At 42.7% G+C, this 21,544-nt stretch carries 13 protein-coding genes and 1 pseudogene; 6 read left to right on the top strand and 8 right to left on the bottom strand.

Going from position 1 to position 21,544, the window contains the following annotated elements; genetic code table 11:
- From ACKI5B_RS07520 to ACKI5B_RS07530, 3 genes are all read right to left on the bottom strand, one after another.
- Positions 1-756: GspE/PulE family protein (locus ACKI5B_RS07520; protein WP_407427379.1), on the bottom strand; the 756-nt coding region annotated here is incomplete at its 3' end.
- Positions 743-2,911, bottom strand: coding sequence for a hypothetical protein (locus ACKI5B_RS07525; protein ID WP_407427381.1), 2,169 nt, complete (start codon positions 2,909-2,911; stop codon positions 743-745). The genes ACKI5B_RS07525 and ACKI5B_RS07520, both read right to left, overlap by 14 nt.
- A 29-nt stretch (positions 2,912-2,940) precedes the next feature.
- Positions 2,941-3,381, bottom strand: a complete 441-nt coding sequence (locus ACKI5B_RS07530; protein WP_407427383.1) for a prepilin peptidase — start codon at positions 3,379-3,381, stop codon at positions 2,941-2,943.
- A 193-nt stretch (positions 3,382-3,574) separates the two neighbouring features.
- Here ACKI5B_RS07530 and ACKI5B_RS07535 point away from each other — a divergent pair, with 193 nt between their 5' ends.
- From ACKI5B_RS07535 to ACKI5B_RS07560, 5 genes are all read left to right on the top strand, one after another.
- Complete coding sequence (locus ACKI5B_RS07535) at positions 3,575-4,171, top strand: DUF4329 domain-containing protein (RefSeq protein ID WP_407427385.1); 597 nt, start codon at positions 3,575-3,577, stop codon at positions 4,169-4,171.
- Positions 4,172-4,186: 15 nt separating this feature from the next.
- A complete protein-coding gene (locus ACKI5B_RS07540; RefSeq protein WP_407427387.1) occupies positions 4,187-4,495 on the top strand; it encodes a hypothetical protein in 309 nt (102 codons plus the stop codon).
- Positions 4,496-4,572: 77 nt separating this feature from the next.
- Positions 4,573-4,845 carry a hypothetical protein gene (locus ACKI5B_RS07545; protein ID WP_407427389.1) on the top strand — a complete coding sequence of 91 codons (273 nt, stop codon included), beginning with the start codon at positions 4,573-4,575 and terminating at the stop codon, positions 4,843-4,845.
- Between the two features lie 491 nt (positions 4,846-5,336).
- Positions 5,337-6,065, top strand: a complete 729-nt coding sequence (locus ACKI5B_RS07555; protein WP_407427391.1) for a PD-(D/E)XK nuclease family transposase — start codon at positions 5,337-5,339, stop codon at positions 6,063-6,065.
- 74 nt (positions 6,066-6,139) lie between these two features.
- On the top strand, positions 6,140-6,871 hold the full coding sequence (locus ACKI5B_RS07560) for a tyrosine-type recombinase/integrase (protein ID WP_407427393.1): 732 nt from the start codon (positions 6,140-6,142) through the stop codon (positions 6,869-6,871).
- Between the two features lie 13 nt (positions 6,872-6,884).
- Here ACKI5B_RS07560 and istB read toward each other — a convergent pair whose 3' ends face one another.
- Positions 6,885-7,655: an IS21-like element helper ATPase IstB gene (gene istB, locus ACKI5B_RS07565; RefSeq protein ID WP_407427395.1), complete on the bottom strand. Its 771-nt coding sequence runs from the start codon at positions 7,653-7,655 to the stop codon at positions 6,885-6,887.
- Positions 7,655-8,908 carry an IS21 family transposase gene (gene istA, locus ACKI5B_RS07570; protein ID WP_407427397.1) on the bottom strand — a complete coding sequence of 418 codons (1,254 nt, stop codon included), beginning with the start codon at positions 8,906-8,908 and terminating at the stop codon, positions 7,655-7,657. The genes istB and istA overlap by 1 nt, the downstream gene beginning before the upstream one ends.
- Positions 8,909-9,035: 127 nt before the next feature.
- On the opposite strand from istA, the pseudogene ACKI5B_RS07575 reads away from it, so the two are divergent.
- Positions 9,036-9,359: pseudogene (locus tag ACKI5B_RS07575) on the top strand (tyrosine-type recombinase/integrase); the annotation flags it as partial.
- A gap of 366 nt (positions 9,360-9,725) precedes the next feature.
- Here the strand turns inward: ACKI5B_RS07575 and ACKI5B_RS07580 are convergent.
- Genes ACKI5B_RS07580 through ACKI5B_RS07590 form a run of 3 tightly spaced genes read right to left on the bottom strand, consistent with a single transcriptional unit; the run spans position 9,726 to position 21,544 of the window.
- A complete protein-coding gene (locus ACKI5B_RS07580) occupies positions 9,726-10,649 on the bottom strand; it encodes a tetratricopeptide repeat protein (RefSeq protein ID WP_407427399.1) in 924 nt (307 codons plus the stop codon).
- A gap of 12 nt (positions 10,650-10,661) precedes the next feature.
- Positions 10,662-20,849 (bottom strand): toxin TcdB middle/N-terminal domain-containing protein, encoded by a 10,188-nt coding sequence (locus ACKI5B_RS07585; protein WP_407427401.1) that lies wholly within the window; start codon positions 20,847-20,849, stop codon positions 10,662-10,664.
- Positions 20,846-21,544, bottom strand: a complete 699-nt coding sequence (locus tag ACKI5B_RS07590; RefSeq protein ID WP_407427403.1) for a hypothetical protein — start codon at positions 21,542-21,544, stop codon at positions 20,846-20,848. The genes ACKI5B_RS07585 and ACKI5B_RS07590 overlap by 4 nt, the downstream gene beginning before the upstream one ends.

Below are 21,544 nucleotides of genomic sequence, written 5' to 3' on the forward strand. Positions count from 1 at the left end.
TCCTGTTATGATTACAAGCCCGTTCGGGATGGAAGATGTCTTTTTTATTGTTCCGTAGTTTTCTTGTGAGAATCCAAGCTGAGACAATTTTTGCACGGACTCAGAATTGTCAAAGAGTCTCAGGACTATCGACTCTCCGTAAGCGTTTGGAACGACAGAGACACGGAAATCAAGAGATTTGTTTCCCTCGCTCACGCTTATGTGACCGTCCTGCGGAAGCCTCTGCTCCATTATGTTCATGCTCGCCATTACTTTTATTCGGCTTGACAATGACGGAAAGACTGATTTTTCGAGCGTTCTTGAAGTTTTGAGAACGCCATCTATTCTGAACCGTATTCTGACAGAATCAGCCTCGCACTGAATATGTATGTCGCTTGCCCCTCTTCTTACGGCTTCAATGCAAGTCGCGTTTATGATGTTTACGGCGGGCGCACTCTCCGATACAGATTCAAGGGCGAACGGATTTTCCTTGCTTTCATCCTTATCTGCGACAGAATGGGAATCAACTATATTGCCGATGAATTCCGCAAAATCGCTGTCCGAAACGACTGTTGGAATCACATTTTTTGAGGCGTGGAGATTTTTTAGGAACGGTATTGCTTCACAAGCCTTGCTTTCCGCGACTGCGATTCTGACCGACTCGTCGTCCTCGCTGATTTTGACGGCGAAGGAATTTCTTATATATGAATCTTTATACTGCCCGCTGATATTTCGGTATGAGGAGAAAGCGGGCAGTGAAAATTTATTCCCGCTCATTGTCCGCCTCTTTCAAAATATATTTTTTGCAAAGCGATTGTATCCTGTCACTGTCAGACGATTCCGCTTCCTCGCCCTGTTCGACGAAAGGAACTAAAAAAATGGAGAATTCAGTTTCTGCCTCAGAGACAACCTTGTGGCGGAAAAGCAAGCCTAGAAGCGGGATTCTTCCGAGAATCGGAACTCTTCTCTCCGTAACATCGCTTTCCGTCTGTATTAGACCGCTGATTATTATCGGGCTTCCCGACTTCGTGCGTACATTCGTCGTGACCTTCTTTTCTGATGTCGTCGGCGGGTTCGTCGTGTCCGAAGATGTTGAGCTTGACGAGTCGGTGTTTCCCTGCTTTGAGACCTGCGCGTTCACATCGACCGTTATCATGTTGTCTCCTGAACTCCAGCCCTTTATCGAGAGAACCAGACCGCTTGAAATCTCGCGTGTCGTGCTTGTGTATACATCGCCCGATGAATCCACGATTATGTCTCGGTAACGGTAAGTGTTTGTGTTTGAGAAAGTTATCGTCTCTCCCGATATTCCGTTCAATGTCGTGTCTGCGAGAACCCGCGCCCTTCCGCTCGTAATCTCTGCGTTGAGGCTTGCGGCAAATTGCCTGCCGAATTTTGAAACTATGTCAAAGTCGATGTTGAGAAGCCCCGAAAGAAGGGCTGTGTAGTTCATTGTAGTGTCGTCTTGCTCAATTCCGCTCTCGTTCGTAAGCGTAAAACTCGGTTTCCATGAAGAGCCATCCGTTTTCTGCTGCTGTATTATCAGTATTTGGTATTTTATCTGTTGTTTGGGTTTGTCAATCAAGGAAAGTTCTTTTTTAAATGATTCGTAAAGAGAGGGGCTGCCTTTGAAGAAAACAAGCGTTGGGTCTCCAGTGACCGTTATGTTTTCCTTAGGGGCAGAGGGCGGAAGGTATTTTAACAGCTCCTCGCTCTGTATATAACGGAGTTTCACAGGAAGTGCCTTGTTTCTCTCGTCTATCAGCGTGATGAATTCTGACAGTTCCTTTTCTTTTTCGGGCGTGACCGCCGTAACAAAGGACGAACTTCCTTCTATAAAAATTATGTCCGAAAGAAGCATTGACTTTGGAATGAGCGAGACCGCCTCTTTTACCGTGATGTTGCTCAGCGTGAAATTTTTGTAAACACGCCCTTCCGCGGGCATGTCCACGGACTTTATAAAATCTATTATCGGTTTTGTCTCCTGTTCGCTCCCCGTTATCACAACGGAATTCGTCGTTTTGTCGGTCTTGATAAATGAAGATGAATTCAAGTCTGCGGGAAGCAACGATGAAAGGTTTTCTGCCGAAATGTTTTTCAAGTTCAGAATCGTAGTTTCTTTGAATTTTTTGATGACATCTTTCTTCTGAATCTCATAGATGTAATAGATTCCGTCTTTTTCCGTAAAATCACAGTTTGCCTGTTCGCAAAGAAGCGACAACAAAGAGTCAAATTCTTTCTCGGAATAAAAAAGATTTTCAAGCGACACTGCGGTTTTTGCCAATAAAGAATATTCTCTTCCGCCTGTCTTAAACAAATTGTCTATTACGGAAGAAAAATTAGCCTTAGTGAGCGAAAGCGTGAGAAGTGAATTCTCCTCGCTTATCTTGAAGTCCTCGAAATTCCTGTTTACCGTTCTTGTGGCGACTTTTGAGAGAAAATATCCGCTTCCGACCCGCTCAACCGTGAAATTCGGAAGTCGGAGAATCACGAGATTGAGAATATCGTTTATTCTTGCGTTTTGCACTCGTATCGTAAGCGGAATTTGAGGGAGTGCATCAAACATTATCGTTGTCTTTGTTTTTCGCGACAGGATTGTTAAAAACGGCTCTGTAAGCACATTCTCCGTGTCGATTGTTATTCCGCTCTCTCCTGTCTCGATTTTTACCTTTGATATGTTATATACATCGCCTTTTTTCTCGGCAAAAAGACGAAAAGCATCCGTGAATCTTTCCAATGCGGTGTCAAAATCCGTGTCCTCAAAATGAAAAGAAGCGTTACCCGTCACCGTCTCGTCAAATGTGACGGATTTTCCGCACAATTCTGCAAGCGAGAAAAGAATGTCAGTTATCTTTTGATTTCGGAAGTCTAGGGATATTTTATCAGATTCTTGCGGGAATAAATTTAATGAGGAAAAGACTATAAGAAGCAAAAAAATTAAAGATACTCGTCGAGGCATTGTTACAAGCCCCCGCACATGGAGATTGCGACGAGAGAGCCGAGCGAGAGAAAGGGTGCGAAGGGAATTTTTATTTTTGCCTTGTGGGTGGATAAAATGCTTTTTGAGAGCAGAAAGACCAGTGCCACAAGCGAAGCAAGCAGAAAGGCGTACAGGCTTGTTCTGAAACCCATAGAATAGGAAAGTACTCCAATAAATTTCACATCTCCGAAGCCAAGTCCGCCAGCATATTTATAAATCAAAACGAAAATCAGAGACATAAGAATTGCGCTTGCGATATGGATAAGAATATTATCGAAGTCACTTTTTACATCAAAGGAAAGCAACAGAACAAAAAGCGACAAAAGTAATGAATCAGGGATTTTATAAAATCGTATGTCTGCGATGGATATGAGCGTCAGAAATAAAAACAAGAATATTACTTTTGTTTCGCTGTAAAACACAATCTTTCCCCCTTAATAAAAAGTCTATTTTCAAAAAAATCAGCCGTCAAGAAAAAAGTAATGATAAATTTAAATTTTTTTTCTTGCGTTGCGAAAATAATCAAAAATCTCCAAAAATTCCTGTTTTGCAAATACTCTTAATAAAAATTTGCCAATTTTAGATTTAAGCGGTACAATTTTTTTAATAAAAGTTATGAATTCTACAGTTAAAAAATATCAGGTTTATCCTCGTTCTCGCCCGATTTTTCTGATAGGGCGTGGTCATACAAATGCCAATTTGTACCACTACGGGGGGAATAATCCTGTCAAGTATACAGATCCGGATGGGAGAGAAGCAGGAGATCCATTCAATTCTATTGAAGAAGCTGCGCTTGATTTTGCAAATACTTATAATGATGATTCGATTCATTATAATGTAGAGTATTTTTCAGCAATTTATTCATACATAGACGAGGAAACTGGAAAAATTTTATATTCATACAATATTCCAAATAAAGGTGATGGAGATTCTGTTGAAATTGACCTTTCCGTTGAACACGGTCAAACTGTTGTATCTACTGTTCATGCGCATGCGGCTTATGATTCGCAATATAAGAATAACGAACCTTCTGATGATGACTTTGATACAATGATTAGTAATACGGAGTATGTATCTACTCCAAATGGAAGTCTAATAGAGTATCATAAAAATAAAACACAAAATATCTTGAGAACTGATATAAATAGTGATGAAGCTGACCCAACAAGAAAAAATCGTACATTTTCTTTTAAAGAAAACATATATAAATAGTTTTGAGATTTGCTTATGAATAACTATCGAATATTACTTATTATATTTTTAATTTTCCTTATTTTTTCAAATTCTTTTTCTAAAACTCCTGACAAACTGAAAAAGGATGATGCATATTATATTGACATTGTTTTTAAAGATTTTGCCAATTTGAAACACTATAAAATAAATAAAGATGATTATATCTTTGATATAGAACAAAAAGGGGAAGAAATTATAATTAAAATTCAACTTGATAAGAATAAAATGAGAAAAAAAGGTGGTGGTGGACAATATAAACTAACAAAAGATGGGATGATTTTAGAAAAAATCCTTTTTAAATAACGAGATGTATTTGTAAAAATTTCTTTACATTCGACTAACAAAACATTGTGTGATAAAATACTCTCATGGAGGATAGTATGTTTTATCAATATGTAGAACTTGCGGACAAGACGCTTATCGCTCACTCGGACTTAAAAAAACAAGGCGGCGGCAAAGTTGTCGAAGTCCAGTTTGAGCGCCCCCGCACGGAAGGGGGATTCTGCTCTGCTCGCTGTGAGTTGCCCTCGTACAAATGGATTTTCAACGAGTTTTTCTCTGACGAGGATTTGGCTTTTTTTGAGAAATTCTTGTCTCACAACGCGCATACGATATTCAAATACGCCGACTGTGGAGGAATCAAGATTGCCTAACATACTCCGTATCGGAAGTTATTATGTGTATTTCTGGATGAACGAGAATTCCGAGCCTGTCCATGTCCATGTGAATGAGGGAAACCCCGACATAAACTCAACGAAACTCTGGCTCACAAAGGCGGGCGGGTGCATCGAGCAAACAACAACAGCCGTATTCCCAAGACCAAACTTAACAAAATAAAGGAAATAATCTCGGACAATCATTTTTACATTTGCCAAAAATGGGTCGAAATATTCGGCGAAAAAGCCCTAACTTTTTACTGCTGATTTTTATGTATAGCCTTTCCCAAATCCCACTGTATAGTGGAATTTTCGCCCTGTCTTAGTCCCACAAATACGGATTTGTGGGAGGAAGGAAATAGAAGAAAACTATAGACTCCCCTGCCCTTTTCGGCTATATTTTAGCCATAAACAAACAAAACAATGAAGAGCGGCAGCAACTTCTCCTGTCGAAAATCGCACAGTTCCGACTTTTCGACGACGATTTTATGTCGAAAGTCTTTGAAGACGACATTGAGGCGACGGAATTCCTGTTAAAAGTCATTTTGCAAAGAGATGATTTGAAAGTGACGGAATCCAAAGGACAGGTCACAATCAAAAACTTGCTCGGTCGCTCCGTCCGGCTCGACATCAAGGCAAAGGACAAGACAGGGAAAGTTTATAACATCGAAGTCCAGAGGGCGGACGAAGGGACTGACGAGAAGCGGGCGAGATATTACAGTGCGATTCTCGATGCGAACACGCTTCTCCCCCGACAGAACTTCCAGGACTTGCCCGAAACCTACATCATCTTCATAACCGAACACGATGTGCTGAAAGGCGGGCTTCCGCTGTATCACATAAACCGAACAATCAAAGAAAACGGAATGACATTTTGCGACGAATCGAATATAATATATGTGAACGGTGAATTTCGCGGGGAAGATGAAATCGGAAAACTTATGCACGACTTCTCGTGCATAAATCCCGATGAAATGAACAGCAAACTTCTTGCCGAAAAGACAAGATATTTCAAGAAAGATGAAAAGGGGGTAAAGCGTATGTGCAAAATTATGGAAGATTTCGCAAGGGAAGAAAAAGAAGAACTAAAAATTCAAATAGCAACTGAATTATTAGAAGACGGAGCATATCCCATTCCAAGAATTGCAGAAATTTCAAAACTCTCCGAGAACAAAGTTAAGGAACTTGCGGAAAGTCTGCAAGCAATAGCGAGATAAAGGCCGACGGCTCTATTTTAATTTCCCCTTTTCTCTGCTAATACTGATATAAAAATTCTATATCAGGAGTTATTATGAACGCAGAGACTATCAACAGAATCAAGGTGCGGATGGAAAACGAGCTTTCTCCAAGCCAAATGAAAAATTTAGAGAATGTGCTGACAGAAATTCTTTATGAAACATCAGCAAACGGTGCACTTCCTCGGAGAAGCAAAAAGAACCTCGTCAAGCAGTTCCTTACGGCAAAAAGAATTGAAGGCTGCTCAAAAAGGACTGAGGAATATTATAACTCAGTCCTTGCTTTCTACGAGAAAAACATAGGTTGTGATATCTGCCTTGCGGACACAAACAAAATCCGAGAATACCTGACAGACTACCAGAAAATAAACAAGTGCTCAAATGTCACGCTTGACACAGTAAGACGAATATTGTCAAGTTTTTACAAATGGCTTGAGGAAGAGGACTTCATCCTCAAAAGCCCGATGAAGAGGATTCACAGGATAAAAGCGCCGATTGTGATAAAGCCCGCCTTCTCCGACGAGCAGATTGAGACCATAAGGAAATCCGCTTCCAAGAGCAAACGGAACATCGCGATTGTCGACATACTTCTTTCGTCTGGAATCCGTGTGAGCGAATTAGTCCGCCTAAACCGCTCGTCCATAAACCTTAACACGAGAACTTGCACGGTTTTCGGAAAGGGCGCGAAGCAAAGGGTGACTTATTTCGATGTCCGCACGAAGATTGAGCTTGTGTCAATGCCGGTGATAAATTTCCTGATTTTGCCGGTTTCAGATTTCCGCTTTTAGGCAAAAAAATATATTAATCGAAGCCGACGGCTCCGACCTTCATGCGGTCCTTCATTCTGTAGGAATCCGCCTGCAGGCTTATTATGTGACAATGGTGCAGAAGTCTGTCCAGGCTGGCAGTAGCGACAGCTTCGTCATTGTTCATGAACTCCGTCCATTTTCCAAATGTCTTGTTGCTTGTCATAATCATTGCACCACTTTCATAACGGACATTAATCAGTTGAAACAATGCATGAGTTTGTTCAGCTGTCAAAGGTTCATAACCAACCTCATCTACCAGAAGAAGATTTGGTTTTGCAAACCATTTAAGCTTTCTTGCAAGCCTGTTTTGCTCTTTCGCCTTAATCAGAACTTCCACAAGATCATGACAGGAAATGTAATAAGACGAGAAACCTGAAAGGCAGGCTTTACAGCCGAGAGCTGTCATGAGATGAGTTTTTCCAACACCGGAAGGTCCAAGGAAAAATACATTTTCCTTTCTTTCGACAAATGCCAGCGAAGAAAGCTCGTTGAACTTTTCCTGTGGAAGCCCGCCTTTCAACCAGCTGAGGTCAAAGGCTTCCAGTGTCTTGAACTGGGGAATGCCTGAAATTTTAAGTCTTGTCTTTCCGGCCCGTTCATTCCGTGGAATCAGTTCTGTTTCAATAAGGTCGTAAATTCTTTCGAGAAGGGTGTTGTCATTATGAGTCTGTTCTTCAAGAAAAGAGTCAAAACCTGCTGCCATAAAGTTCAGTCCCAGTTCTTCCATACGATTTTTCAAAGTCAAAAGCTTTATGTTTTCCATCAGAGCCCTCCTGCAAGAAACTGCTCATAGAAAACAGGATTTCTTATTGCAACATAATCAGGATTGCTGAACTTCAGGGATTTCTTTGACTGACGTTTGAAAGCATCGCGTTTGAGACCTTTTTCCCAGGCTTTAAGGATTGCCTCCTGATCTTCCACAGAAATAAATGATTTTCGGCTTCCAGCTGGTGCACAGTAAATAATTCTGATTGAAACTCCGTCCGCATCAAAAAGTTCAAGTTTTTCAACATCAAGAAACGGCTTGCCTGTTATGGTCTTTCCGATGAAAACCGGAGGAACGCTGTATTTGTTTGTCCTGTATGTGATGCATGACTCTCTGTTGACAATGAGGGGAATGGAATCACGGACATCAAAGTCGGAGGACGGAATCTTCTTGAGATATTGTTTTTCCAGATTGAAACGTTCATTTCTTGACTGATTGAACTGGGATAGCTTGTTTTCTGCAATCGTTTTAATCCATGCAAGGGCATCTTCATTCAGCTGTGGCAGATTCAGGTTCCTGTTGTCATAATCAACAAAAAAACTATTTTCGAAATACTTGTTGAATCGTTCAACTTTGCCCTTAGTTTCCGGCCTGTGTATTTTACATCGCTTGGGAATGAAACCGTAGTGGTATGCAAAACGGGCCAGCTGGTGGTTCGTCTGCCAGTGTTCTCCATCGTAGACCCAGGCAGTCTTCATGTTGTCATAAAGGATTTCTTCAGGGATTCCTCCAAAGAATCTGACGGCTTTTATATGGCAGTTCAAAAGAGTGGCACTGTTCATGCTCGTGGTAAAACTGACAAAGGGCATTCTGGAAAATCCCATGACCATGACGAAGGCATAAAGTTTCTGAATTCTTCCGTTCACATACTGTCGTCCGAATTCTATCCAGTCGACCTGAGCCTGGCGGGCAGGTTCTGTTTCAAAACGGATTGTTGCTTTCTGAGCTTCTTCTTTTCTGATTTTTGTTATGAATTCACGGACAATTGAAGACTGTCCTTTAAAACCCATTTTTTTAAGTTTTTTAAAAATATTTGCACCATTAATTTCTGGGTTTTCTCTGACAAGTGCTTCGACGAAAGGTTTGTATTCGTCTAGCAGGCTTTTTCTGACAGGTGTTTTTCTTTTTCGTGGCATTTGCTTTAACCAAGTTCTGATTGTTCTGTCTGTTTTTCCTAATTGCTCAGCAATTTGCTTCTGAGTAAATCCCTGGGCTTGCAATTCATGCGCCTTTAGCATAAATTTCTCCATGAGGCTCATTCTCCTTTTCAATGTGGTGTGGTAACAACATTTTAAGGGTTTTTGAGCCTCTTTTTATACACCTAAAAGCGGAAATTTCTCGCCGGCATTTTTAGGAAGTTTATCACCGGCAGCTACACTTGAGAACTACCTGAAGACACGAAAAGACAAGAACAACGCCCTTTTTGTCTGCTCTCGTAAGAAAGGTAAAAATGGCTCTTATTCAAGGCTTACCGTGAATTCAATCGAAAAAATGATTAGGGAAATCGGTACAAGAACGAGCATCGAGAATGTGCATCCGCACCGATTCCGAAGGACGCTCGCGGCCAACGCGATTGACAAGGGGATGCCGATTGAGCAGGTGCAGTTTCTCTTGGGGCATACGAAAATAGACACAACGCTTCGCTACGCAAATGTTCAGCAGGCGAATGTGAGATACTCACACCAAAAATTCATCTGCTAAAGACTCTTTTATATAGCGAAGACCCTTTTAAATTTTGATTTTTCTCTTTTGGACTCCTAAAAAAATATGCTTTAGGAGACGGTCGTTTTTGTCTTAAAAAAAACACAAGTATTTAGAATTTATAATTCAGTCCACTATCTCATCTTTTTTGGACTATTCCGTACTTTTTCCTATTTTCTTTCCCAACTCCCACAAACCCCTATTTGTGGGACTAAAGAAAGGCGAAAATTCCACTATACAGGGGAAATTGGGAAAGGCTATACGAAATTATTTTTGTTATTTTATATAATATGATAACTTGCTTATAAATTACAAACTTAAGTATGTAAAAAATATAAATTTTTAGTTAGCAAACCTTACCAGCACTTACAAGCCCGATTTGTAAGTCAAATATTCGTTCTTGTTTGGCGCGAGAAGAATCGCCTTATCAATATATTTTTTCGACTCGAATTTGTTTCCGAGATTGTTATAGCAGACTGAAATATAATAAAATGAAGCGTCGTTTTTCGGATTGATTTTTATTGCGGAAGAAAATTTTTCTATCGCTTTTTCATATTTTTCTGCCGACATAAATATCTGACCGTAATTTATGTATGCTTCTTCAGAATTTGGTGCATAGGTAATTGATTTTTCCGCGTCGTTTATTGCCTCAGTGTATTTTCCCAACTTATTGTAACAAAAAGAACGATTTGTATAATATTCTGCATTGAACGGATTTGCGATAATTGCTTTGTCTAATTCTTTAACGGCGGATTCAAAATCTTCCAATGCGATGAAAGCGCGAGCGTGGTTATTGCAGAAAATATCTAATCTAAAATTTCCGACAAGCATTCCGAATGCAATCGCCAAAGAAAAATCTTGCTCCGCCTTTTTGTAATCAGAAAGTTCCATATAAGTCAGACCTCTGAAATTGAGAATTGTTGGATGTTCGGGAAACTGTTTCAAATAAAAATTGAAATCTTCCAATGCCTTGTCAAAATTTTTTAGATAATAATACGCAACTCCCCTGCAATAATGCGCTTTCAAATCATTTTCATCAATCGACAGGGCTTTTTGGGCATCGTCAAACGCCAAATCGTAGTTTCCCAAATCAATATAAAACACGCTTCTGTCAGTGATGGCTTGAAGATTTTCGGGAGCAATTTTCAATGCAGAATTTATTTTCTCAAGAGCAGTTTTTGTATTCCCTTGATTGTACAATTTTTCCGATTGATTGATATAATCCATAACTTCATTGGCAAACAATGAGAAAGAAAATAAAAAGAATAACACAACAAATATTTTTTTCATACGCGGAAAATCCTATAATTTTAGTTTTACATTAAAATCGATTCTCAGTTCAGCACCGAGTCTTGCTTCATTAGAATTTGTTTCAAAAGTCTTAAATAATTTTACATCCGAAGTCAATGATAATTTTGCTTTACCACAATTCTTTGTGAATTGATTGCTAATTACAATATTATTTGAATTTTTCTTCACTACTACATTATAATTTTTAGTAATATTTGATGTATATGATTGTTCTTTTATATTAATACCTGCTGATGAGAATCTATCTTCAAAGCTAGAAAGTTCCTTTTTTATTGTAGCAATTTTATTGTCAACTACAGATTTCACAATATCGCTTTTTGAGTATATTAAATAGCTTGTTCCTCCAACAGCACCTGCACCAACTACAGCCGCCCACATATCGGGATTTTCATTCATAAAGTTTGATAAATCAGTAGCCACCTTATTTCTATTATCTTCATTTGCATTAGCAAGTTTTTTAACTAAATCTATGAAAGTACCTATTTCATCAGTATCCATTCTCCCGTCAGGATCTGTATACTTGACAGGATTATTTCCCGCGTAGTGGTACAAATTGCCATTGATGTGATTAAACACCCCGCCCATGCCGGGCAAATTTGCATTATTCCGTCGTGCCTCGTCGTTGATTGGTGCTTGTGGTATGTAATCGCCCAATGCCGGGTCAGTAGAGAGCCAACGAGAATATTTCGGGTCGAGATACCTAGCCCCATAGTAATAGAGACCTGTTTCCTCGTCCATCTCCTTTCCAGTAAACTTGTACGGTAGATACTGCAAGCCCGTGTTGCTCGTCTTGTCAACCCAAATTTCACCATAGGGAGTGTATTCCAAACGCTGGTACTCGTTGCCGTCTTTGTCGGTTATGAGGTGTGCACTTCCCAAATGGTCAGCGTGGTAATAATACTGGCGGTTGAATTCTTCGCTGTAAGTCGGATTCTTTCCGCTATTTAGTTTCGTGACGATTCTTGTCTCGCCCAAGTAAATGTGCTTTGATGTCTGACCGCCCTCAGTCGCGTTGCCCGCGTCTGTGTGGAGAGTCCACATCTTGTTGAAGTAAAGAGTCTCGCTTGAAAGAGTGTACTTATTAGTTCGCTCTCCGCTTTCTGAGTAGACATAACTGACCGTGTATGAAGAATCTGCGCTCGCGATAAGGCGGTTTTTCTCGTCCCAGGTATAAACGCGCTTATATCTCTCGCTTTCGCTCGCAGATTTTGTGTCCTTGAACAAGCCCCAGCCGTAATCGGTGGATTTAACTCCCCGCTCGTCAGTTTCAACGGTGCGGATATATGAAGATGTCTCCTCGTCAAAACTTCCGTCCTGCTCGACCGTGACATTTCCGTTTGAGTCGTACTTGTAATAGCGGTTTCCTATGCTCACGAGGCGGTGGGCAAAATTGTCGTCATAGACATAATCAAAATTGTAGTTCAAATCGTCACCGATTTTCTTGTTCGGAGTGACAACTTCGCTACTCTTCTTCGCCGTCATATTGCCCAAGCCGTATTGGTCAAACGAGAATTCCTGTCGGTAAGTTGATTTGAATTCTGGATTGACGGACTTATAAGGATTATAGACGGTCTCACCTTCGGCAAGGGTAAGCTGATAGAGTCCGTCATAAGAATAATTTTGCTTAGTGCTGTAACTTCCGTTGATTTCACCAGTGCAGACATTCGTGTAGCCCGACACATTTCCAACGCGGTCAAAACTGTAACTTATGTTCTGCAGGACTACGCCCCATTTATTTTTCGTGTTTATAGTATCGAGCCAGCGCCTTTCTTTGTTGTAGTTGTAATCGGTTCGGACTCCGTTTCCGTATTCGATGTATATTCGCTGACCGTACTCGTCATAGCCAATATCATTGACATATTTGAATTTCTCTCCGAAATGTTCGCCAACAACGCTCACGACCTGACCGCCCTCGTCATAACCATAAACGATTTTTTCGCCGTCTGGATAAACGATATATTGCATACGACCGAGATAGTCGCTCTTGTACTCCATAACTGCCGTTTGATTTCCGTTTCCAGCGTTTAAGTGCGTGGCAAGAGTGCGCGTTTCTTTCGTCACCTCGCCCAAAGAACCGTATTCGTATGAAACCGTTCCGCCTGAATCCGTCACACTAAGGACTTTGCCCGCAGCATGGATTATCTTGTCGGAATTAGTTCCGTAAATATATTCAGTGTCAGCGGTGTCGGGATAATCGACTTTTAAAAGCCTGTTAAGACCGTCATACTCGTAGCAAATCTGCTTGCCAGTCTCGCGAAGAACGCTGTTCGTCTCGCGGATAAGGTTAGAACATTCGTCATACTCAAATTCCTGTCGCCCGGAGTCAAGACTGCAAAGAGCCGTCTTTCTTCCGAGCAAGTCATACTCGACCGTTATAGGATTCTTTTTGGAATCATAAGCCGCGGTCATCTCTCCTATGCTGTTATATTCATAAGAAACTGTTGTGAGTACGGTTTTCGCCATATCATTGTCAAGTTTCATAACTTCAAGAATATTTCCCCTGCTGTCGCTCTTTTGTCGCGTAATTCTTCCGAGCGGGTCACAACTCTCTGAGATTGAATTTCCGTCACGAATATAGAAAGATTCAGTCTGAACAGAACCATCGGGAAGCACAGTTTTTATCTTGCGGTCTTTCTCGTCGTAAGTATATTTATTATAATACTCACCGACTCTCGGAGAACTTTCAAGCAGGCTCTCCAAACCGCCCGCCACAAAATCAGTCATGCTCTCAACTATTGCCCGACCTTTATTGTCATACTCGACTGCCCCCGAAACATTCCACCCCTCAACTTTGCCTCCAAATTCAGGCTTGTAAACAAGCCCCGATTTAGCAGTGCGCACGGCTCGCCCAACGCCGTCCACCTGTACGACAGTTTTCATAACGGAAGAATCATTTTTGTCAAAAGTGACCTTGTTGGATGTCACGGCATACCAAAGACCGTGCTTTCCGCTCTCGTTGCGATTTGGGCATGAATATTCATAACTTACGGCTGGGCAAGAATCGCTGTCATAAGATGTTTTTATGCTTATCGGGCGTTGCCATTTGTCATACAAATAATCAATTCTGTTTCCGTTGCAATCTTCTTCCCATTCCTTTGTCTGCGTTTTATACTCATATTTTGCCCTTCCCGTATATGTCTCTGTGTTAAGACCATATTGTGATATTTCCTCGATAAACTGACAGACTTCACCGTCATATCCATAAGCCACTGTAGCCCCCCGTGGGTCTCGGACTGAAGTAATATTTCCCCAACCATCATAGGTGAAAATGTGGACGGAACAACTATAATTGTCAAAGTATTGTCTCAATTCAACAAGGCTTCCTTTTGTGTCATAACGCCCTGCACGGCGACGAATCAAATTTTGATTTTTGTCATAAACAAATATTTCCAACGGAAGAGAAACTATGTAATTCACGATGTCCGATGTGTCATAGTCTATGCGAGCCGAAAGTCGCTCACCACTAGCCTTGTCGTCAAATTTCTGCACGAGTTCAATTACATTTCCGAACTCATCATAGTTATATGTATTTGAAGTGTATGCAAATTCTGACGGTGAGGAAAGCTCATAGTTAAAGTTTTCCTCAAATTTTACAAGTGCGTTCGGAGATTCATCGAGGACTATATGATTTTCACTGAGTTTTTCCCCATTTGACGAATACACGACACTGTTCTTTGTTATTCCCTTTGAGTAATAGGCATCGTTATAATATTCGTCCTCGCTGTAAGTTCCGTCGGCAAAAACGCTTCTCACAGTCCTGAATCCGTAGAAATCTTTTTCCTGTCTGTCATAATATCCTCCACTGTAAGAATATCGCGTAGTAACGCTATGCTCGCCGTGAGAAAGTTCGGGAAGAACCTCACCGCAACCATCGCTCATTGTCACGCTGCTCATAACATACTTGAAATTCGGGTTTGCCGTCGTTCCGTATTTAGCCGCATAGTCAATCTCGCACTTTCCACCTTGCGGAAGCCGAACAGAACGAAGAAGCCCCACACGCCCCATCAAGTTCCGCTTGTAATATGTGCCTACATTCGGGATTCGTAGAACATGGTCACTAAGCCCGTCACCGTCAACGTCGAGCATCCGGACACTCACGCCTTCAAGAGACGTGTTCATGTTCACACCGGCACCTTCGGAGACAGTCACATTGATTTTTAAAAGCCAGACAGGGATCGAAATGTTCACGTTCACACCGGCGCTTCCGCTTGCACCAAGAGAAACGCTGGTATTCCATTCAAGTGAATTTATGTAGACATCGAAACCAAAACCGAAGGGGTTTATTGTGACTGTGGCCGCAGCTTTTCCAACAGCGTTCCCGATCACTGGCAGTTCGCTTACGAAGCCAAAGTCAAAGCCCCGCTCAAGATCCTGACGAATAAAGGACACCCCTTCAGTAACTGAGACATTCCATTTGTCTACGGGAACATTCAGGCTGCTCCCAAAGCCGTCTCCCTTATTGAACCTCACTTCCAGCGATGAGTCTCCGGGTTTCATAGAAACTATATCCTGAAGTCCGTCGCCATTGACATCAAGGAGCATACGCTCCGTGTTGGAGCTGGATGCCCCATAAGATATGCCTATATTGGTGCTCACCCCCGAAGAAAGTGACTTTGCCTCTGACAAATCAGCACCTTTACCGGCAGAGCTGTTTCTTCCCAGGGAGACCTGTGTCGTAGATGTCAAATCACCGCAATCTGAATAGCGGCTGCCTGAACTGACGAAACCATTACCGGTGTTGAGCCTGAAACTCCTTGATGAATAATAATCGGGCAGTCCGTCACCGTTTATGTCAAGCAGGCCTGTATCCTGCGTGGAGTCCCCCGTGGAATAAGTGACACCGCTTGAGGGCGTTGCGGATGCATTCAGTTCCAAGCTGTTATTTTTCCCCTTGGGTTTTATCGTGACGGTGCCCGTAGCGCTTACGGAACCGCCGTATGTTTTCACTTCACTCACGTTTTTTGACAGGACGCCTGTTATGCCGGAATCCATATTCTTTGTGTATGAGACAATTCCGGTCTCATCGATTTTGCTTCCGCTCGTGACCACTATTCTGCCGTCAGTGCATTGTACGATATCTGGAATTCCGTCACCGTTCATGTCAGTAAGAAGCTGCCGCGTCTCGGATGTCGAGTTGTTCGTACCATAGGAACCGGACAGATCCAGTGCGCCGCTTACCTTGCTGACATAATCAGACTCCGCTATTTCTCCCTCAACCGAGACACCTGCGCTTATACTTGGCGTTATGTCGGTTCCTTCTGTGAAAGTCCGCCTTAGTGTAGGCAGGCTTAACGGAGAAGCGGATGACAAAACTTCTGCTGTTTCAGAAACATCTTTCTCTACATCGATTCCTTCTATATTATAATAAGCGCTTCCGCCAGCCCGGTCGCAGTGTATAATATCCTTAGAGACAAACGGCATGTAATAGTATGTGTCAGCAGACCCGTCCTTTTTCTGTTCTGTTCTTGTCGCTACCGTGCCAATCAGGGCCGTCTCCAGGTCCACGTCATACTTCACGGAGATATCATCATTCCGCCCGACTGGCAGGACAAACCCGTTGACTTCCCCGGAAGAATTAACGGCGGCATTCTTTTGCGGAAGATAAAAATGAATTTCTTCTTCTGAATCCGCATTTTTCTCAGGGTTACTTGTATTTATGTTCGTTTTTTCAGACTTTAGTTTCTCAAGATCGCCATTCTCCTTCAGTTTTCCTGCTTCCGACATGAAAGAAGTTAATCTCACCTCGGAAAAAGGACTGTCGTCCAGAGCACCTTTCCAGACACCGTAATACCAGCGGCTAGTTCCACCGTATAAGATTTCATTGTTCGGCACGGATATCTCACCTTCGACCGTTACGGTTTCTTTCTTCGCTTCCGTTTCTTCCCCAGTCGCAACGCTGCAGTCAACTTCCTCTTCGGTAATATATTTGCATAAAACCGGGGATGCTGTTATGTCCTCCGTACTGAAATCAGTTGAGGAATCCCAGGCAGCTTTTGTCAAAGGCACGGATGTTCTTTCAAAATCTCCGCTCACTGACAGTCTGAGGAACGGGTATGAGGCCTCATTCTTTTTATCGCTATAGATAACCGGATATTCGTAGTTTTTGTTGTATGAGATCTGGCAGGATATTTTCCTGTATTTCCCTATATGGTTTGATTTGCACAGGGTGAGCAGCTGTTTATCCCTGTCAGTATACCATTTCCATTTCTGCGTAAGATATTCCTTTATTTCGCTGCTGCTAGCCGTCTCCGGCAGTCCTGTATCATCTTTATAAAGTGACCTGATATAATCTTCGGAGCGTGGCTCAGTCCACAAATCTTTCAGCAGATATTTATCTTCTCCGCTGTCAAAAAACTCCTGCGCAATTTTCTCAGCCTCCCTGTACCTGTAATTCTCCAGTATCTGGGCGGCTCTTTTCAGTTCTTCGGCTCCGGCGGAAAAAACATAGATCTGAGAGTCAATTTCTGTTGTATCTTTTCCCTGCTCATCCTTCTTATACTCAGTTCTGATGGTATACATCAGGGGTATGAATTCATTAAGCTCCTCCTCAGTAAGCGATGTTTCTTCAAATCTCATGCTTATTGAATCGGCATCCCAGTTTTTCTGCCAGCCGGAAATGTCGCAGTACGGAATCTCAATAGCTGATACAATTTTTTCATACTCTCCGGGACTTACGGCTAAAGCCCTGTAATCAATGCCGCTGAGTAGCACGCTTATTTCTGCCTCGTAATTTTCTGTGTCCGTAAAATTGCTCTTGAGCTTAATGAAGCAACTGTCATCATCAGAGGATATTTCGTAATCCTCGACATATAATGCCTCCGTCTCTACCCCGCCGGCCAGCACTTTCCCGTCGCTTAGGCCAAGCACGACTGGAGTTTTTGAGGAATCCTGGTTCCCGGTGTAGTCAAAGACGTACACATACTGGCTGTCAGAACCATTGCTCGCATACAGAGTGCCTTTCTTATCTTCTCCCCTCATTCCGTCATCAGCATTAACGCTTGTCTCGTAAAAATATACAGGCCCGTCAGCATCGAATTTTACCGGCAGTGAGTTTATTGAGTATTTTTCAAGCACGGCCTTCTTGGCCTCCCTGCTCAGCGGATATTCTGACAGGAATTCCCTGGCGGAATCCTCATCCTCAAACGTTTCCAGAATGTATCTGTCATCGGCGGTGTAATGCAGGAATTTCGATGCGAATGCGTTTCTTCTTTCTATCTCGTCTTTATCGGTAATGACCGTTTCCGACTCATCCCCACCAAAAACATTCCGGTAATAATCCTGAAGCTCCGCCCGTGTGAATTCTGTCGGCAGGAATTCGTCAAGCTCAATGAGGCCTTCATATATCCAGGCCTTTTTATTGAAAGGAAGGCTTTCCCATGAGGAATCATATGCTATATCAACCGTCAGTTTTGTGGCCCCGTCATCCTCCTGCGTGCTGTCGGAAGATACTTTATACATCGCGAGGAGATTTTCTTTTCCGCCCAATTTCTCTTCTATAAATTTATTTACAGTTTTCTGCCTGAATTCCTCAAGCAGTTCTTCATCACTTTTTTCCATGGAAAGGCTGTTATTTATTGTTTTGGCCGCAGCTTCCGAATAATTCTCAAACTTGCCGGTAAAAAAATATATTCCGTCATACCCCTTCGCTGCCGAAAACTGCCCGGTCTCAGAGTCCGCCCCCTTCCTGTCGAATACCCTCACGGTGGAATACTTTATGTTTACGTTCCATGACAGGTCCGTGTTTCTGGGCTCGGGACCGTTATTGGTTATGAAATAGATGCTTTTATCCCTGCTGATTTTTATGCCGCTTCTGGAGGCTGCCCCCGGAACTTTGAATGACAGCGCGTTGTCACAAGTATCCTTAGAGCCTATGAAAGTCAGTGCGGAGACATCAGCCTGGCTTGAAAAAGCATTCTCGACCCCGCAAGCTGTCTCCGAGATTTCGATGGTTCCGTTATACGGGGCTTTCCATGCCCGGAATGGTGTCTGTACGAAATATGTCTTCCTGTACTCCTCGATTTCATCAGCCTCAAGGCTTTGCTTTATGTCCGTGACCACTACTGTCGAATAAACCGGTGTCGCCGTAAAAGTCAGGTTGCCGTTGTTCCTGAAATAGGTCTGCCTTCCGCTCTCGACTATGTCGACGAGCCCGTCCCTGTCCATATCGCTGAATGAGAATCTGGAATTCGATGTGGTCCGTTGATTGACTTTGGAATATGCCGCTCCAAGCGTCGCCTTGACGACATCGCTCTTTAATCCGGCCCCGCCATAAATATTCCAGCCGTAAGTCGATGTAGAGGAGTCATCCTCATTCATATCATAGGAAAGGCTGCCTCCTTTGAATGTCAGTTTTACGGATTTTGAGAAAGACGGCGTTCCGCTCACCTTGTCCATGCCTTCATTCAGCGAGCAGTATAACTCCCCTTCATCCTGCCATATGAAATCAGCCATTCCGTCTCCGTTTATGTCAACCATGGAGCTGTCGGTTCTGCTTGTCCCCGAGGAGACAGAACCGCTGCCGCCTACAGTTGCCCTTCCGTCCGCGAAGCTTGTTCCCACTCCGACGCCGGCAGAGGCATTGAAATTGACGCCACGGGTCGTTGATGAGCCGAGCTGAATAGACCTGCCATCCCCAAGTTTTCTCTGCCCGTCAAAATAAACTGTTTTCCCGTCCTTTTCGGCATATCCTTCATATTCGAAAGTATATTCATAAGAATCGCTCGCACCGGAGTCCTCGACGGTAAGTTTTGACAGGTAACTTGCCTTTGAGAAGCTTATGTCGTTCCTGTATTCAAACTTATACGCTCGTATCTTGAAGTTGTTTTCCCAGTATGAGGTCACGATTCCAGAGAGAAGCCGTTCGCAGGCAATGACTTTCCCGCTCCTTGCCTCCACACGCACGTCGGGGCGATTCTCCTTCTCATACTCAAAGTGAATCCTGTACTTTCCCTTTGTTTTGCCATGGCCCGTATAATAAATATCCGCCGGGTATACATAGCCTCCGTTTTCGCTGTCCTTCGTGTATTCGTAGACTATAGAGTTCCCGTATATGTCCGTCGTTTCAGTTATGTTCCATGTGAATATCTGAGACCCCTCACCGACACATGAGTCTCCTGCGCTTTTCACGGATTCTTCTGTCAGGACGTACATTCCGTACCGCCTCACAGTCCCGTCTTTTGAGGTGACTTCCCAATAATCATTATCCGTTCTCGCGTTCTTCCTTATGATTCGAGAAAAGGATGTCTCTTTTCTGGGCTTATAGAACGCATCATTGCCTTCACTGCCTGTTTTCTCAAGCAGGACTCCGTCGAGCATATACCGGTTTTCCGTGTCGTAATCCGGAAGACCGAACCTCGTGTCGGTAGTGATTGCACTTCCGTACCGGACATCAAAACCTATGCCCATTATTCCGTTCCCGCCACCGCTCGAATACGAGACGCTGATTCCTGGCTGAAGTCCCCGCCGCCCATGAGGAATCTCAAGGTCAAAACTGAAGGAGGCATCGCCGAAGCTGTCCGCTTTCGGCGGGTTGAATTTTATAACATGGGAATCAGGCTTCGCCGCCTCAAGATTCTTTATGCTGTTAAGGTTTATGTCTATGGGGTCCGCGCTCTCGGGCATAGTTAGCGTGGCATTTATCATGTCCGTGAAATGGCTTGTAAGAGAATGTACCGTGTGATTTTTGTTGTCGACATATTTTCTCTCGAGCGGAACCCACTGGGATTTAGAGGTGTCGTAGAAATATGTGTGAAGTTCCTCAAGGCTCTGCTTTCTTGTATCAAGAATTTTCGCATAGGGAAGCACAATCTCCGCATCTTTCTTGAATTTTGTGCCGGCGGGGAGAAAGCGGTATCCCCTGAAATCCGGAACAGCATTGTAAAGGCTTTCGCCAGTCTCCGCCACGGAAGCAAGGTGCGTTATGCTGATTTCGGTGTCTTTGTCAAGCGCGCCCGCAGGGATATAAATGCTCGCATCTCCGAGCGAAACTACTCCACCCTCAGAAGCTTTGATAAGTCTGCTTTCTGTCTTTTCCTCAAATTTGACTTTGTTCGGCAACAAATCAGGACTAACTTGTTTGTCCGTTCCGCTCGCAAAAAGAAAGACAGGACTGCTCGCCATAAGATAAATCGAGGCGACAAAAAATGCTGACAATCTTCTGATAAAATCGCTGAAACTCATACTCCGGACACTCCCTCAAAAATAACTTTTACGGGCGTTTTCGGAAAATTTTCAAGATTAGAAACAACAACAACAAAGCCAGTTTTTCCGCCCGTAATAGAAACATTCTCAACTGGCGAAAAGTCGCCAGCATAATATCCGTTGAAATAAAAAATGAAAAGTTTCTTCACATCGTCATAATCTATTCTGACAGTATTTCGTATGCCGATTCCCTTATGCAACAAAGAAGATGTTTTCCAAGTTGAAATCGTCGAAAATTCGCCGTCATACACTTTTCCAATTATGTACTGTCCGCGAGTATTTATCATAAGGGAAAGAAGAAAATCTTTGCCGTCTAAATCCTGATTGCAGAACACTACGCCATAACCACTTTCTGTTCGTCCGCTCTCCTTGTATGCGGAGAATTCAACGGTCTCAAAACTGTCGGCAGAGCTTTCGTGTGCAGGAAACCAAAAAGTATATCCATTGCTGGTTATATATTTTGAATCGTTGGTGAAAAAAATATACGAAGAATTATTTTCACTATTGCTCTCGAATAGATTTGAATCTTCAATGACTGCCGTTGACTCTGTTGAATTCGTTTCACAAGATGCCGAATTCTCCGTTTCTTCGGTTCTTGGAGAAAGAGAACAGCCAAGCAAGGCAACAAGAAGGAAAGCAATCAATACTGTAATAAAATACTCTTTTTTATACAT

The sequence above is a fragment of the Treponema sp. genome (genome assembly GCF_045657965.1).
Lineage (GTDB): Bacteria > Spirochaetota > Spirochaetia > Treponematales > Treponemataceae > Treponema_D.

What these genes read in the sequence shown, in the direction of transcription:
- istA (WP_407427397.1), bottom strand. Translation starts at nt 8,908, where the DNA reads ATGGAGAAATTTATGCTAAAGGCGCATGAATTGCAAGCCCAGGGATTT.
- ACKI5B_RS07580 (WP_407427399.1), bottom strand. Translation starts at nt 10,649, where the DNA reads ATGAAAAAAATATTTGTTGTGTTATTCTTTTTATTTTCTTTCTCATTG.
- ACKI5B_RS07540 (WP_407427387.1), top strand. Translation starts at nt 4,187, where the DNA reads ATGAATAACTATCGAATATTACTTATTATATTTTTAATTTTCCTTATT.
- ACKI5B_RS07585 (WP_407427401.1), bottom strand. Translation starts at nt 20,849, where the DNA reads ATGAGTTTCAGCGATTTTATCAGAAGATTGTCAGCATTTTTTGTCGCC.
- ACKI5B_RS07560 (WP_407427393.1), top strand. Translation starts at nt 6,140, where the DNA reads ATGAACGCAGAGACTATCAACAGAATCAAGGTGCGGATGGAAAACGAG.
- ACKI5B_RS07555 (WP_407427391.1), top strand. Translation starts at nt 5,337, where the DNA reads ATGTCGAAAGTCTTTGAAGACGACATTGAGGCGACGGAATTCCTGTTA.
- ACKI5B_RS07590 (WP_407427403.1), bottom strand. Translation starts at nt 21,544, where the DNA reads ATGTATAAAAAAGAGTATTTTATTACAGTATTGATTGCTTTCCTTCTT.
- istB (WP_407427395.1), bottom strand. Translation starts at nt 7,655, where the DNA reads ATGGAAAACATAAAGCTTTTGACTTTGAAAAATCGTATGGAAGAACTG.
- ACKI5B_RS07535 (WP_407427385.1), top strand. Translation starts at nt 3,575, where the DNA reads ATGAATTCTACAGTTAAAAAATATCAGGTTTATCCTCGTTCTCGCCCG.
- ACKI5B_RS07545 (WP_407427389.1), top strand. Translation starts at nt 4,573, where the DNA reads ATGTTTTATCAATATGTAGAACTTGCGGACAAGACGCTTATCGCTCAC.